The sequence below is a fragment of the Rugosimonospora acidiphila genome (assembly GCF_039543385.1).
Taxonomy (GTDB): Bacteria; Actinomycetota; Actinomycetes; order Mycobacteriales; family Micromonosporaceae; genus Rugosimonospora; species Rugosimonospora acidiphila.
The window spans coordinates 269933-283787 of sequence record NZ_BAABJQ010000007.1 but is presented as its reverse complement, the minus strand read 5'-3'; the positions used below and the strand labels follow the sequence as shown (position 1 = coordinate 283787).

Genomic DNA, 13855 nt, shown 5'->3' with positions numbered 1-13855 from the left:
AACCTTACTTCTGTGCGATGATCTGCTTGCTCTGCGACTGCAGTTGCGCGAACACGTTGTCGCCAGCCTGGTGCTCCCAGTACTGCTGGAAGACCGGCACGATCGCCGTCTGCAATCCGGCGCCGTTGGTGTAGTTGGCGCCCTCGCTCAGACCCTGCTGGAGGTAGTCGCTGAACGCGGAGATGTCCATGCCCTTCGCGGCCACCTGCTTGACCGTCGAGGCGAACACCGACGGGACGCCCGAGAAGAAGGCCGGGTTGGCCTGCGCGGCAGCCTGCTGGCAAGCGTCCGAGGTCATGTACGTCAGCCACTTGTAGGCGGCCTGCTGGTGCTTCGAACCCTGCCAGATGAACTCGAGGTCACCGCCGACCTGGACGAGGCGGTTGTTGGTCTGGCTGTCCTTGACCAGCGGCGCGACGCCGACGTTGACCTTCGAGTTGCCGTCGAAGGTGGCCACGTCCCACGATCCCTGGATCATCATGGCGACCTTGCCGCTGGTGAGCTGGTCCTCGACGCTCGTGTTCGAGCCGAACTCGCCGATCTTCGGGGAGTAGCCGTCGTCCGACAGCGAGCGCAGGTAGTTCATGGTCTGGCTGAAGCGGGGGTCCGCGTACGGGATCTGCGTCGGGTACGGGAACGTGTCGCCCGCCTTCCAGCCGAGGGCGCCGGCGAACGAGCTGAACGTCTCCGAGCCGTTCGGGTCCTGCGGGGCCATGAGCTGGACGCCGTAGGTCGCGATGTGCTTCGGGTCGAATCCGGGCTGGTTGCCGTGCACGCCCTTGTCATCGACGGTGAGCGCCTTGACGACCTGGCCGAAGGTGCCACCGTCGGTGGGGTTCCACGTCAGGTCCTGCATCTGCGCGTCGGTGATGCCGGCCTTGGCGAGCATGTCCTTGTTGTAGTAGAAGCTGGTGGCGTTCCAGTCCACGGTCAGGCCGTAGGTGTTGCCGTCGGTTCCCGTGACCGGGTCGATGCCCTTGGCGAAGTTGTTCGTGTAGTTGTTCTGCTTGAGCAGCGAACCGATGTCGAGGATCTGGTGCTGCGAGATGTAGGTCGGGTAGTACTGACCCGAGGCCTGGAACACGTCCGGCGCGTTGCCGGCGGTGAAGTCGGCCGTGAGCTTCGTGAAGTAGTCCGGCACGTTGTAACGGGAAATTTTGACCGTGTAGCCGGGGTTGGCCTGCTCGAAGCCCGGAACACAGGCACCCATGGCGGTCACCATGTTCGGGTCCCAGTTCCAGTAGTTGATGACCGTCTTGCCGTCGGCGGACTTTCCGCCGTCGGACGAACAGCCCGTAAGGGCCGTAACGCCGGCCAGCGCTACCGCGACGAGCGCGGTCAGCGACTTTCGCTTCATTCCGTTACTCCTTGTAGGGTGTGCTGTGCGGGGTGAAACAGAGGAGCTTGTGAAACGATGAGCACCGCCGGTCTCACCGGATGCCGGTGAAACCGATGGAGTTGATGATTCGCCGGCCGAAGATGACGAACACGACGAGCATCGGCAGCGCGGAGACGAGCGTCGCCGCCATGAGCCCGCTCCAGTCGGGTGCGACCGTCGGGGCGTTCTGTTGGAACGAGGCGAGCCCCACCGTGAGGGGCTCAGTGCTCTTGTCGTTGGTGACAAGCAGCGGCCAGAAGTACTCGTTCCAGGTGTTGATGAAGGTCAGGATCGACAGGGTGGTGATCGGCCCCGCCGTCATCGGGATCGTGACGCGGAACAGTGCCTTGATCGGCCCTGCCCCGTCGATCCGGGCCGCGTCGTCGATCTCGTTCGGCAGGCCGAGCATGAACTGCCGGAGGAAGAAGACGTCGAACGCCGAGAACAGCGCGCCCGGCAGGATCAGGCCGGGGATCGTGTTCAGCAGGCCCAGGTCCTTGATGAGGACGAAGTTCGGCAGCATCGTCATGATGCCCGGCACCATGAGCGCGACGAGGAACAGCGAGAACATGAGGTTCCGGCCCCGCCAGTGCAGCCGTGCGAAGGCGTACGCCGCGGTCGTGGAGAAGAAGACGACGAACGCCGTCATGAGTGCGGCGTAGAGCGTCGAGTTGCGCAGGTACAGCAGGAAGTCACCGGTGTCGAGCGCGCTCACCGTGCCCGTGGCGTTGCCGTGCACCAGCCCGAGGACGCGCTCGAAGCCGTTGAGCGTGAAGCCGACCGGCCACAACGACTGCGGCTTCACGGACAGGGCGTCGTTCGACGACAACCCGGTCCGGAGGATCCAGTAGAACGGGAAGATCGTAACGATCAGGATGATCGCGACGTAGACCCACGCGACGATGCGACCGATCGACCTGCGGGACGGCTGCGTCGACGCGCGACGTCCGCCCGCGGACGGCTGCGTGGGGATGCGCAGTCGACCCGCGGCTCGCTGGCTCGATGACACTTGTGACACGGCGCTGTCCTCAATTCGTGTCGGACTCGTTGGCGCGGGTCACGCGCAGCTGGATGAAGGTGATGATGATGAGCATCGCGAAGAGCGCGAGTGACATCGCGGACGCGTAGCCGAAGTTGTACTGGCTGAACGCCGAGTCGTAGATGTACATCTGCAGCACGTTGCTGGCGTTGGCCGGACCACCCTGGGTCGCCACCTGCACGATGTCGAACACCTGGAAGGAGCTGATGACGGCCAGGATCACGACCATGGCCAGGATCGGCCGCAGCAACGGCACCGTGATGCGGCGGAACATCTTCATCTCGCTCGCCCCGTCCAGGCGGGCCGCCTCGTAGATCTCGCCAGGGATCGTCTGAAGTCCCGCGAAAATCAGAATCGCGTTGTACCCCATCGACTTCCAGACGCTGATCATCGCGACGGTCGGGATGGCGAGCGTGTTCGACCCGAGGAATATGACGCGATGCCCGGTCAGCGCCTTGAGCGCGACGTTCACGATGCCCAGCTGCGGGTCGAGCATCCACGACCAGACGACGGCCGCGACGACTCCCGAGATGAGGAACGGCAGGATGACCAGCCCGCGGATCACCGTGGATCGCGTCAGCCGATGGAGAACGACCGCGGTGACGAGCGAGAGCAGGATGCCGATCACGACGCTGATGACGACGAAGTACACCGTCACCAGGAGCGAGTGCCAGAACGTCGAGTCGTGGAGCATCTGCCGGAAGTTCGCGAGCCCGGTCCATACCGCGGGCGAGAGGATGTGGTACGTCGTGAAGCTGAAGTAGATCCCGCGCAGCGTCGGGTATACGGCGAAGAGGATGAACCCGATCAGCGCCGGCGTGATGAGCAGCCAGGCAGCGGTCGCGTGCCCGCGATAGGCCGGATGCCGTCGACCGGACTTCGACTCGCGCGCGGAGCGCCGCGAGGGTGTCAGTGTGGACACCGTTGTCCCTTCGTTATTTTCAACACAGTGCTTAGTTAATCCGAACTTAGGGGCTTGCGCAGCGCACGTCAAGATCTGCAGGCTGGTAGGAGCGTCCAAGACAGGTGTGGCAAGGCACGCAGACAAAGTGAGCACCGTGGGCGCTACTGTGAGCATCCTGTGGCAGAGCGACATCCAGTGGCAGAACGAGAGGACACGCGCGGATGAGTGGTACCGGGGTCAACCTGGGCGCTCTCGCTGAGTTCAACGTAGCTGTCGTCCTCGATGCGATTCGGCGCCACCCGTCGGGCGTGGCCCGCACCGAGATCTCCACGCTCACGGCCCTCAGCGGTATGACGGTTTCCAACGTATGCCGAAGGCTCGTTGAGGCCGGGCTCGTCACCGAGGAGGCGGCACCGGCCAGAGGCCGAGGCAAGCCACCGAAAATCCTGACCCTGAACCCAGATGGCGGATTCGCGGTCGGCGTGCACATCGACCCCGCTGTGGTCACCTATGTACTGATCGACCTTGCCGGACGAGTGCGCGAACGAATGCGTACAGCAACCCCCACGGTGCAGAACGCGGCAAAAGTGGTGGGAGAGATGGCGGCCCGGCTCGACGCTCTCCTGCTGAGCGCGGGCGTCGATCGTGCCAAAGTCCTCGGCATCGGCGTGGCGTCGCCGGGGCCGATCGACCCGGAGACGGGCGTCGTGCTCAACCCTCCGATGCTGCCCGGGTGGCATCGGGTAGAGCTGCGAAGGGCGCTGAGTATCGTCACCGGCCTGCCGGTGCTCATCGAGAAGGACGCCACGGCCGCGGTGGTGTCCGAGTTGTGGTTCAGCGAGCCGGACGAGCGACGCGACTTCGCCTTCGTGTATTACGGGACGGGCTTCGCGACCGGCATCGCCATCGCCGGCTCGGCCGTTCGCGGGGTGAGTTCCAACGCCGGTGACGCCGGCCATATCTCGGTCGACCCCGATGGACCCATCTGCGCCTGCGGTCGGCGCGGCTGCGTCGGCGTCGTGACGGTGCCCCGGGCACTGGTCGAACAGGCGGTGCGTGATGGCGTGCTGACCGGGGCTCAGGTCGGCGACACCGCCGATGTGTTGCAGGTGGGCACCGCGTTCGGCCTCCTGGCCGATGCGGCCGCCGTCGGCGACGCGCAGGCGATGGAGATTCTCACCGGCGCCGCCCGCCACATCGCCCGCGCCGTGGTCGTCGTCGTCGACCTGCTCGACGTCGGAGAAGTCGTGTTCGGCGGCCCGTTCTGGCCGCAGATCGCGCCTTTTGCCCTGACAACACTGCCCGACGCGGTGCATTCCGACCCCGGGCTCGTGGTGCCCCATCGCATTCGCTTCAGCGAGTCGGCCATCGCCAGCGATGTCGCCGCGGTGGGTGCCGCCACCCTCGTGCTGGACGACTCGTTCTCGCCGCGGGCGGAGGCACTGCGCATCCGCAACCCGGACGAGGCTGTTGCACGATTTTCAACACTCTGATTAGATAATCTTGACCTTCAGGTCGAACCCCGCCTGTTCCGTGCTGAGTGGATCCCGTTTATGCCCTCCCCTGGCCCCGTCCGCCCTTCTACTCTCTCGCCGTTGAATGAGTCCGACGCCGTCTTCGTGCCACACACCCACTGGGACCGCGAGTGGTACGAACCTTTCCAGGTGTTTCGCCACCGGCTCGTGACCGAACTCGACCGCCTGCTCGAGGCCGCCGAAGCCGATCCCGAGTTTCGATTCACCCTCGACGGACAGACGGCGGCGATCGAGGACTACCTTGAGATCCGGCCGGAGAACCGCGAGCGGGTACGACGGCTGGTCGAGCAGGGTCGGCTCGCCTTGGGGCCGTGGCTCATCCTGCTCGACGAGTTCCTCTGCGGCGGCGAGACGATCGTGCGTAACCTGCGCCTCGGCGTCGAGGGTGCACGGGCTCTGGGCGCTGCCATGCCGGTGGGTTACCTGCCCGACATGTTCGGCCACATCGCGCAGATGCCCCAGATCCTGCGCCGTGCCGGGATCGACCAGGCGGCTCTGTGGCGGGGAGTCCCGGCCTCGGTCGAGGGTCACCGCTTCGAGTGGCAGTCTCCCGATGGATCGACCGTGCTCACCGAGTACCTCTTCGACGGCTACGACAACGGCCTCGACGTGCTTCTCGTACCCGACGCGATCGGCCGCGCCCTTGACGACTACGCGGCGATCAGCGCTAAGCGGTGGGGCGACGACCCGGTTCTCGCGATGGCGGGCACCGACCACACCGTGCCGGACCGACGGCTGCTCGACTGGCTGCGCGCCGCGGCCCGCCCCGATCGCCGCATCGCGGTGGCCACGCTCGCGGAGTACCTCGACGGGGTGCCGACGCGCGGTCCCCTCTCACTGGTGCGCGGTGAACTGCGCAGCCACGCGCGAGGCAACATCCTGCCCGGCGTGCTTTCCGTACGCCGCGACCTCAAGCAGGCGATGGCTCGGGCCGAACACACCATCGACGAGGCCGAGCGGGTGCTCGCGGCCTGGGGCACCGGGCCGGAGGACGCCTACCTGAGGCGGGCGTGGCACAAAATCATCGAGTCGACGGCACACGACTCCGTGGTCGGCTCCGGCACGGACGAGACGAGCGACCAGGTCGCCGCGCGACTGGCGGAGGCGACCCAGATCGCCCGCGCCGTGCGGGGTGGCGTGCTGGCGTCGCTGGCGGCCCGGGTTCCGACGAGCGGACACCTCGCGGTCAACACCCTGCCCTTCCCGCGGGAGATGCTCGCCGAGATCGACCTTGAGGCGACCGCGCCGGCAGCCTCGCTGCGCGCCCGGACCGCCGGTGGGCGAGAACTCCCGCTGCAACTGCTGTCCGCCACCGGCACGGTACTCGGCGACGAGAGATTCGACGCCGCCGAACTCGAGCGCGTGCTGCGCCGCATCCACCGTCGCGAGCTGTTCGGGCGACAGATCGTGTCCGTCGAACTCGAGCCCGGGCAGCTCACCTTCCGCCTGGCCGAGGACGCCGGCCCCGAGCCGTTCGACCTGCTTGAACTGCGGGTCGCCGTCGCCGCCGCGACCGCGGCGCACCCCGGACCCTGGCGCGTGCTGACCACCACGGCGCCCGTGCACCGCGCCCTGGTCGCGGTGCCGGTGCAGGCGTCCGGCGCGACGTCGTTCATGGTCGCCGCCGCGCCCGAGGTCGATCCGCCCGCGGCCGCCTCCGGAGCCGACGGGCGGGTTGTCCGACCGGACTGGCCCGGCGCGTCTGGCGCCGTGCCGCGACCCAGACCGGTCGTCGACAACGGTCGCGTCCGGGTCGAGGTGGCGACGGACGGTACCTTCACGCTGCACGCGGCGGATGGCACGCAACAGTCGGGGATCGGCCGGCTGGTCGACGGCGGCGATCGGGGCGACAGCTACAACTACGGGCCGCCCGCCGAGGACGAACTCGTCGATGAGCCGACGGCGGTCGCCGTCGAGGTCGTCGAGACCGGCCCGGTCCGCTGGGCGATCCGGGTGACCCGCGACTACCCGATCCCCCAGGGCCTCTCCGACGCCCCGGACCGGCGCGGCGCGGCCCGGGAGACGCTGCGGATCGAGACCATCGGCGAGTTGCGCCGCGGCGAAGACATGTTGCGGCTGACCGTTTCCTTCGTCAACGAGATGCGCGACCACCGCCTGCGGATGCACATCCCGCTGCCGTACCGGGTGGACGAATCGGCCTCCGAGGGCCAGTTCGCCGTGACCCGGCGACCGCTGACCGCCGAGGGCGGCTGGGGCGAGCATCCGATCCCGACCTACCCGGCGCACGGCTTCGTCTGCGCCGGACCGGTCACCGTGCTGCTGGATCACGCAACCGAGTACGAGGTCGTCGACGGCGAGGAATTGGCGCTCACGGTACTGCGCGCCGTCGGCTCGATCAGTCGAAACGTGCATCCGTTCCGTGACGAGCCCGCCGCCAGCGAGATTCCGGCGCCGGGGGCACAGTCGCTCGGCGAGACCATCACCGCCCGGTTCGGCGTGGTGCTGTCCCCGCAGGGATGGCAGCGCGCGCAGGCGGTCCGCCGCTCGGCGCACTTCCGCGGCGAGGCGCTCGTCCTGCGCGGCACGGGCGGCGACGCGCGACTGCCCGCCCTGCCCGGCGGCGTGCGGGTCGACGGCGCGGGGGTAGCGGTGAGCACGATCCGACGCACAGACAACGGCATCGAGGTCCGGCTCGTGGCGATGAGCGACGGCCCGGTCGCGGCCACCGTGACCGGCCCGTTCACCGAGGTCGAGACGATCGACCTGCTCGGTGGGCCGCTCGGCACGCAGCCGGCGACGGAGGGCCGCCACGAGCTGCGGCTCGCGCCCTGGGAAATTCGCAGCATCGTGCTGCGCGGCTGGAACCCGGCGGACTTCTAGCCGCCGCCGCCTGAAGGAGAACCATGCTGCAAGGCCACCAGAAATCCCGCACCCGGCAGATCGAGGACCGCGTCGACCGCTTCGTGGCCGGCAAGCTCCGGCCCCGGCTGTACCGGGCGCGGGTCGCGCTCGACGTCACGCACCGCGTGGTCGGAGGCGAACCGGTGCCATTCGAGGTGGGTACCACCGGCGAACTCGCGCCGCTGCCGGTCGGCTCGGCGTGGGGACGCGCCTGGGACACCGTGTGGATGCGGCTGCACGGTGTCGTTCCGGCCGAATGGGCCCGCGACGGCGCGCTGCGCGCCGGTACCAGCCTGGAGGCCATCGTCGACCTCGGCTTCAGCCAGGCGCAGCCCGGGTTCCAGGCCGAAGGTCTCGCCTTCTCGCTCGACGGCGCACCGGTCAAGGGGATCTCGCCCCTCAACCACCACGTGCCCTTTGACCGCAACGCCGGTGAGGCCATCGACTTCTGGGTCGAGGCCGCCGCGAACCCGAACGTCGCCGGGGGCGACTGCGTCACCTTCGCCCCCACCCCGCTGGGATCGTGGGAGACCGCGGGCGAGGAGCCCATCTACCGGCTTCGCGCCGCCGACCTCGCCCTGCTCGACCTCGAGGTGTACGAGCTGGTGCAGGACACCGCCGTGCTCCTCGGCCTCATGCGCGAGCTGCCCGACACCGAGCCTCGCCGCTGGCGGATCGCCCGCGCGCTTGAGCGCATGATCGAGACAGTCGACCCCGACGACGTGTCCGGCACCGCCGCGGCGGGGCGGGCGGTGCTGCGTCCGGAGTTGGCGAAGCGGGCGCACGCGAGCGCGCACCGCATCCACGCCACCGGGCACGCGCACATCGACACCGCCTGGCTGTGGCCGCTGCGCGAGACGGTACGCAAGTGCGCGCGTACCTTCTCCAACGTCCTCGACCTCATGGACCGCGACCCGGACTTCGTCTTCTCCTGCTCCTCGGCGCAGCAGCTGGCGTGGATCAAGCGGGACTACCCGGCGCTGTTCGAGCGGATCAGGCAGCGCGTCGCCGAGGGCCGGTTCATTCCGGTGGGCGGGATGTGGGTCGAGTCCGACACGAACATGCCGTCGGGCGAGTCGCTGGTGCGCCAGTTCACCTTCGGCCAGCGATTCTTCGAGGCCGAGTTCGAGGTGCGGTGCGAGGAGGTCTGGCTGCCCGACAGCTTCGGGTACACCGGGGCGCTCCCCCAGATCGCCAGGGGCGCCGGCGCCCAGTGGTTCTTCACCCAGAAGCTGTCGTGGAACCGCGTCAACGCCATGCCGCACAACACCTTCCGGTGGGAAGGCCACGACGGCTCGTCGCTGTTCACCCACATGGCGCCGATCGAGACGTACAACTCGCGACTCGTACCCGAGGAGTTGCGCTGGGCCGAGCAACGCTTCGCCGACCACCTGACCCACACGAGCTCGCTCGCGCCGTTCGGGTGGGGCGACGGCGGGGGCGGTCCCACCCGCGAAATGGTCAGCGCCGCCCGTCGCAGCGCGGACCTCGAAGGCGTTCCCCGGGTCGAGCTGTCCTCCCCCGCCCGCTTCTTCCGCGAGGCGCAGGCCGAGGCCGACCCCGCCGAACTCGCGGTGTGGAAGGGGGAGATGTACCTCGAACTGCACCGGGGCACCTACACCTCGCAGGCGCGCACCAAGCACGGCAACCGCACCTCGGAGTCCCTGCTGCGCGAGGCGGAGCTCTGGGCGGCGACCGCGTCCGTGCGCACCGGTGCCGCCTACCCCGCCGAACTGCTCGCGGACGCCTGGCGCCGGGTCCTGCTCCTGCAGTTCCATGACATCCTTCCCGGCTCCGCGATCTCCTGGGTACATCGGGAGGCGGTGCGGATGCACGAGGAGATCGCCGCCACGCTGCGTGAGCTCATCGCGACGGCACAGTCCACGCTCGCCGGGACCGGAGACCGGATGGTGCGGTTCAACGCGTCGCCGCTCTCACGCGAAGGCGTCCCCGCCCTCGCCGCGGCGGCCGGCGCCGCGCCGCAGGGGCAGCCGGTCACGACCCGCGTCGTCGATGGCACGACAACCGTGGAGAACGATCGGGTACGCCTCGTGGTGGACGAACGCGGCCTCATCATCGGGCTGCGCGACCTGCGCGACGGCCGCGACCTGCTGACCGCCGCGCGGCCGGGCAACCTCCTGCAACTGCACCGCGACCTGCCGGCCGAATGGGACGCCTGGGACCTCGACGAGCACTACCGGAACACGACCGAAGACCTCGACGGCCCCACCGAGGTGGAACTCGTCGAGGCGGGCGGGGCGGCGGCGCGTCTCGTGGTGCGCCGGCGGTTCCACGGCTCGACGGTCGAGCAGCGCATCATCCTCACCCGGGGCAGCGAAGCGATCCGCATCGAGACCGACGTCGACTGGCACGAACGGGAGAAGGTGCTCAAGCTCGCCTTTCCGCTGCGACTGGACGCGGTGGCGTCCACCGCGGAGACGCAGTTCGGCCACCTCACCCGGCCCACGACGACGAACACGAGCTGGGATGAGGCGAAGTTCGAGATCTGCGCCCACCGCTGGCTGCACGTCGCCGAGGGCGGGTACGGGGTGGCCGTCGCCAACGCCACCGTCTACGGCCACGACGTCGTTCGCGGTCGCGACGCGGACGGCGCCCTCACGATCGTGCGCGAAACCCTGCTTCGCGGTCCGCTGTACCCCGACCCGGAAACCGACCAGGGCAGGCACTCGTTCGTCACGGTGCTCGCGGTCGGCGCCGACATCGCCCGCGCGGTGGAGCTCGGCTACGACCTCGCATTCCCGGTACGCGAGATCGAAGGCCACCGCGACGTCGAGCCGCTGGTGGCGCTCGACGGCGCCGGCGTCCTGATCGACACGATCAAGCTCGCCGACGACGGCTCCGGCGACGTGGTGGTGCGACTGTACGAGTCCCTGGGGCAACGAGCGTCGGTGCGCGCGTACCCGCGGTTCGCCTTTGAGGAGATCGTGCGCACGAACCTGCTCGAAGAGCCCGAGGCGGATGTCCCGCGCTGGGGCGCGGAGGAAGAGTCCTGCGCGCTCACGCTGCGCCCGTTCGAGCTGGTGACCCTGCGGATCCGGCGCTCGGCCGATCCGGCTGCGGCCACGAGTCCGCGTCCGTGACCACATTATGGCTGCCTCCGGCTCGGTCTCTCGATTCGCGGGTTCGCGAAGCCAGGAGATCAACAAGGCCGGAAAAGTCTGGCGCGGTAGTCTGACGATCATGGCGGACTGGGAGATTCGGCCGGCCTCGGCGGCGGACATCGAGGCGGCGGCCGAGTTGCGGGCCGTGGTGCTACGGGCGGATCTGGAGCGGCTCGGACGGTACGACGAGCAGCGGGTACGGCAAAGACTGCGGGACGGGTTCGCGCCGGCCCATACCTGGGTGATCGAGTCGGCTGGTGCGTTCGCCGGATGCGTGGCGCTGCGGCCGGCCGAGGACGCCCACTGGCTGGAGCATTTCTACCTGGCCCCGCACCTGCAGGGCAGCGGCATCGGTACGGCTGTGCTGCGTGGGTTGTTGGGGCAGTGCGACCGCGAGGGCATCCTGGTCCGGCTGAACGTACTGCGGGGCAGTCCGGCCCGGCGGCTGTACGAACGGCACGGATTCACACTGGAGACCGAGGATCCGGTGGATGTGTTCATGGTGCGCGCGCCGGCCCCGGCCGTACCCGAGGTGCCGGCGCGGCTTGGTCACGGTGCGCCTTGTGAGAAGTCGTAGCCGGTGAAGTCGGTGACCGGGACGTATCCGATCCGCTGGTAGAGAGCGTTGCTGGTGGAGTTGGTCGGGTCCGCGAACAGCACGACGTCCGTGGCACCCGCGGCCAGGGCGGCCTCGCTCACCTCGACCGTCACGGCGCCCGCGTACCCGCGGCCCCGGAGGCGGGCCGGGGTGTAGACGGGATCCACCCGGACCATGCCGGCGACCATCGACGTCGAGCCCGCCATCGAGACGGGAGTGCCGTCCGGGCTCTCCCAGAACGTGAAGTGCTTGTCCGCGAAGCGCGAGTCGGCCCAGGAGTCGGCGGGCATCTCTCCGACGGCGGCGACGAACTCACCGCACCACCGGATGATCTGCTCACGGTCGTCCACGACTCGACCACGACCGTCCGGGCACGGCTCAGGCGGGGTGAGCGTGCCGAGCCGGTAGAGACGGGCCGCCCAGCCGCGCACCGACTCCGCGCCCACGTGCCGCCGCCAGGCCTCGGCGAAGGCGGTGGCGGTGTCGTGGTCCGCGATGACGGCCGCGAGGGGGTGGCCGAGGTCGGCCAGGTGGGCGGCGAGGGTGTCGGCCTGCTCGGGCGCGAGGGGGGTGAGGGTCAGGCGGCGGGTCGCGCGCCGATAGAAGACGGCGCGGACCTCGCCCCCCGACTCCAGCCAGCCGAAGACGGTGGCCTCGGTGCCGGCCGCGTCCCCACGGGTTCGCAGTCTTTCGACGGTGGTGAGCTGCGTGTTGTGCAGGGCGGGGCGCGAACGCAGGAAGTCCCCGGCTCTCGCCAAGAAGGCGTCGACGTCTTCGGTGAGGTGCCATTCGTCCGGGCGCATCGCGCCATGATCTCTCATGGGCGCGACGCGGCTCCGGTCGGCATCACCCCCGGCGACTTTTCTTACCCCATCACCGGATCGGTTTTGCTGACACAATCCCCACCGGCCTAGGAGTTCGTGGGGAAGCTGTAGTTCGCCTGGCTGGTGGTCGGGTGGGTGGGGCTGGGCCAGCGGGTGGTGACTGTTTTGGCTTTGGTGTAGAAGGAGATGCCCTCGGCGCCGTGGACGTGCTTGTCGCCGAACAGGGAGTCTTTCCAGCCGCCGAAGGAGTAGTAGGCCATGGGTACGGGGATCGGGACGTTGACGCCGATCATGCCGACCGTGACCGAGCGCTGGAACCGGCGTGCGGCTTCGCCATCGGCGGTGAAGATGGCCGTACCGTTGCCGAACGGGCTGTTGTTGATCAGCGTGATCGCGCTGTCCAGGTCGGGGACTCGGACCACGGCCAACACCGGCCCGAAAATCTCATCCCGGTAGACCTCCATGTCGGGGGTGACTTGGTCCAGGAGGCTGGGTCCGATGAAGAAGCCTTGTTCGTGGCCGGTCACGGTCAAGTCTCGGCCGTCGACTATCAGCGTGGCGCCCGCTTCGACGCCGCGGTCGACGTAGCCGCGGATGCGGTCGCGTGCTTGTTCGGTGACGATGGGTCCCATGTCCGTGCCTGGCTGGGTTCCCGGTCCGACCCGTACCTCGGCGGTTTTGGCCTGGAGGGTTTTGATGAGGGATTCGGCGGCGTCGCCGACGGCGACGGCGACGGAGACGGCCATGCATCGTTCGCCGGCGGAGCCGTAGGCGGCTGCGACGAGGTGGTCGGCGGTGTAGTCGAGGTCGGCGTCGGGCATGACGACGGCGTGGTTTTTCGCCCCGCCGAGGGCTTGGACGCGTTTGCCGTTGGTGGTGGCGCGTTGGTGGACGTATCGGGCGATGGGGGTGGAGCCGACGAACGATACCGCGGCGACGTCCGGGTGGTCGAGGAGCGCGTCGACGGCGGTTTTGTCGCCGTTGATGACGTTGAACACGCCGTCGGGCAGGCCGGCCTCGGCCCAGAGTTCGGCGATGAGGCTGGACGCGGAGGGGTCGCGTTCGCTGGGCTTGAGCACGAAGGTGTTGCCGCAGGCGATGGCGATCGGGTACATCCAGGCGGGGACCATGGCGGGAAAGTTGAACGGGGTGATGCCGGCGACCACGCCCAGTGGTTGGCGGAAGCTGAATGAGTCGACCGCGGTGGATACCTGGTCGGAGTAGTCGCCTTTGAGCAGATGTGGGATGCCGCAGGCGAACTCGACAACCTCTAGGCCGCGGATGACTTCGCCGCGCGCGTCGGCGAGTACCTTGCCGTGTTCGTCGGTGATGATCGCGGCGAGGCGGTCGATGTTGTGATGTAGGAGTTCCCGGAACGCGAACAGCACCCCGGCCCGGCGGGTCAGTGAGGCTTCCCGCCACGACTGGAACGCGGTGGCGGCGGCCCGCACGGCCGCATCAACGTCGGTGTTGTCGGCCAGTGCGACCTGGGCTTGTTGTTGTCCGGTGGCGGGGTTGAACACTGGTGCGAATCGGTGGGAGGTACCTGGGGTGGACGCGCCCGCGATCCAGTGTCGCACGGTCTTCACGGTG

Annotated in this window: 9 protein-coding genes; 4 read left to right on the top strand and 5 right to left on the bottom strand. The window is 68.7% G+C overall.

Features of this window, described 5'->3' with window-relative positions:
• Positions 1-4 precede the first annotated feature (4 nt).
• The 3 genes from ABEA87_RS15230 to ABEA87_RS15220 all read right to left on the bottom strand — a co-directional run bounded on the left by ABEA87_RS15230 (position 5) and on the right by ABEA87_RS15220 (position 3339).
• Positions 5-1357 carry an ABC transporter substrate-binding protein gene (locus ABEA87_RS15230; protein ID WP_345630041.1) on the bottom strand — a complete coding sequence of 451 codons (1353 nt, stop codon included), beginning with the start codon at positions 1355-1357 and terminating at the stop codon, positions 5-7.
• Between the two features lie 73 nt (positions 1358-1430).
• The gene (locus tag ABEA87_RS15225) at positions 1431-2396 is read right to left on the bottom strand and encodes a carbohydrate ABC transporter permease (RefSeq protein WP_345630039.1); all 966 of its coding nucleotides are present in this window, start codon (positions 2394-2396) and stop codon (positions 1431-1433) included.
• Between the two features lie 10 nt (positions 2397-2406).
• Positions 2407-3339, bottom strand: a complete 933-nt coding sequence (locus ABEA87_RS15220) for a carbohydrate ABC transporter permease (protein WP_345630037.1) — start codon at positions 3337-3339, stop codon at positions 2407-2409.
• Positions 3340-3542: 203 nt separating this feature from the next.
• On the opposite strand from ABEA87_RS15220, the gene ABEA87_RS15215 reads away from it, so the two are divergent.
• The 4 genes from ABEA87_RS15215 to ABEA87_RS15200 all read left to right on the top strand — a co-directional run bounded on the left by ABEA87_RS15215 (position 3543) and on the right by ABEA87_RS15200 (position 11417).
• Complete coding sequence (locus ABEA87_RS15215; protein WP_345630035.1) at positions 3543-4814, top strand: ROK family transcriptional regulator; 1272 nt, start codon at positions 3543-3545, stop codon at positions 4812-4814.
• 102 nt (positions 4815-4916) lie between these two features.
• A complete protein-coding gene (locus ABEA87_RS15210; protein WP_345630034.1) occupies positions 4917-7697 on the top strand; it encodes a glycoside hydrolase family 38 N-terminal domain-containing protein in 2781 nt (926 codons plus the stop codon).
• 23 nt (positions 7698-7720) lie between these two features.
• Positions 7721-10819: an alpha-mannosidase gene (locus tag ABEA87_RS15205; RefSeq protein ID WP_345630033.1), complete on the top strand. Its 3099-nt coding sequence runs from the start codon at positions 7721-7723 to the stop codon at positions 10817-10819.
• A 100-nt stretch (positions 10820-10919) separates the two neighbouring features.
• Positions 10920-11417 carry a GNAT family N-acetyltransferase gene (locus ABEA87_RS15200; RefSeq protein ID WP_345630031.1) on the top strand — a complete coding sequence of 166 codons (498 nt, stop codon included), beginning with the start codon at positions 10920-10922 and terminating at the stop codon, positions 11415-11417.
• Here ABEA87_RS15200 and ABEA87_RS15195 read toward each other — a convergent pair.
• Positions 11390-12241 carry a GNAT family N-acetyltransferase gene (locus tag ABEA87_RS15195; RefSeq protein ID WP_345630029.1) on the bottom strand — a complete coding sequence of 284 codons (852 nt, stop codon included), beginning with the start codon at positions 12239-12241 and terminating at the stop codon, positions 11390-11392. The two genes, ABEA87_RS15200 and ABEA87_RS15195, sit on opposite strands and share 28 nt — an antisense overlap.
• A 107-nt stretch (positions 12242-12348) precedes the next feature.
• Positions 12349-13851 (bottom strand): CoA-acylating methylmalonate-semialdehyde dehydrogenase, encoded by a 1503-nt coding sequence (locus tag ABEA87_RS15190; protein ID WP_345630027.1) that lies wholly within the window; start codon positions 13849-13851, stop codon positions 12349-12351.
• Positions 13852-13855: the final 4 nt, after the last annotated feature.

What these genes read in the sequence shown, in the direction of transcription:
- ABEA87_RS15205 (WP_345630033.1), top strand. Translation starts at nt 7,721, where the DNA reads ATGCTGCAAGGCCACCAGAAATCCCGCACCCGGCAGATCGAGGACCGC.
- ABEA87_RS15195 (WP_345630029.1), bottom strand. Translation starts at nt 12,241, where the DNA reads ATGCGCCCGGACGAATGGCACCTCACCGAAGACGTCGACGCCTTCTTG.
- ABEA87_RS15230 (WP_345630041.1), bottom strand. Translation starts at nt 1,357, where the DNA reads ATGAAGCGAAAGTCGCTGACCGCGCTCGTCGCGGTAGCGCTGGCCGGC.
- ABEA87_RS15215 (WP_345630035.1), top strand. Translation starts at nt 3,543, where the DNA reads ATGAGTGGTACCGGGGTCAACCTGGGCGCTCTCGCTGAGTTCAACGTA.
- ABEA87_RS15200 (WP_345630031.1), top strand. Translation starts at nt 10,920, where the DNA reads ATGGCGGACTGGGAGATTCGGCCGGCCTCGGCGGCGGACATCGAGGCG.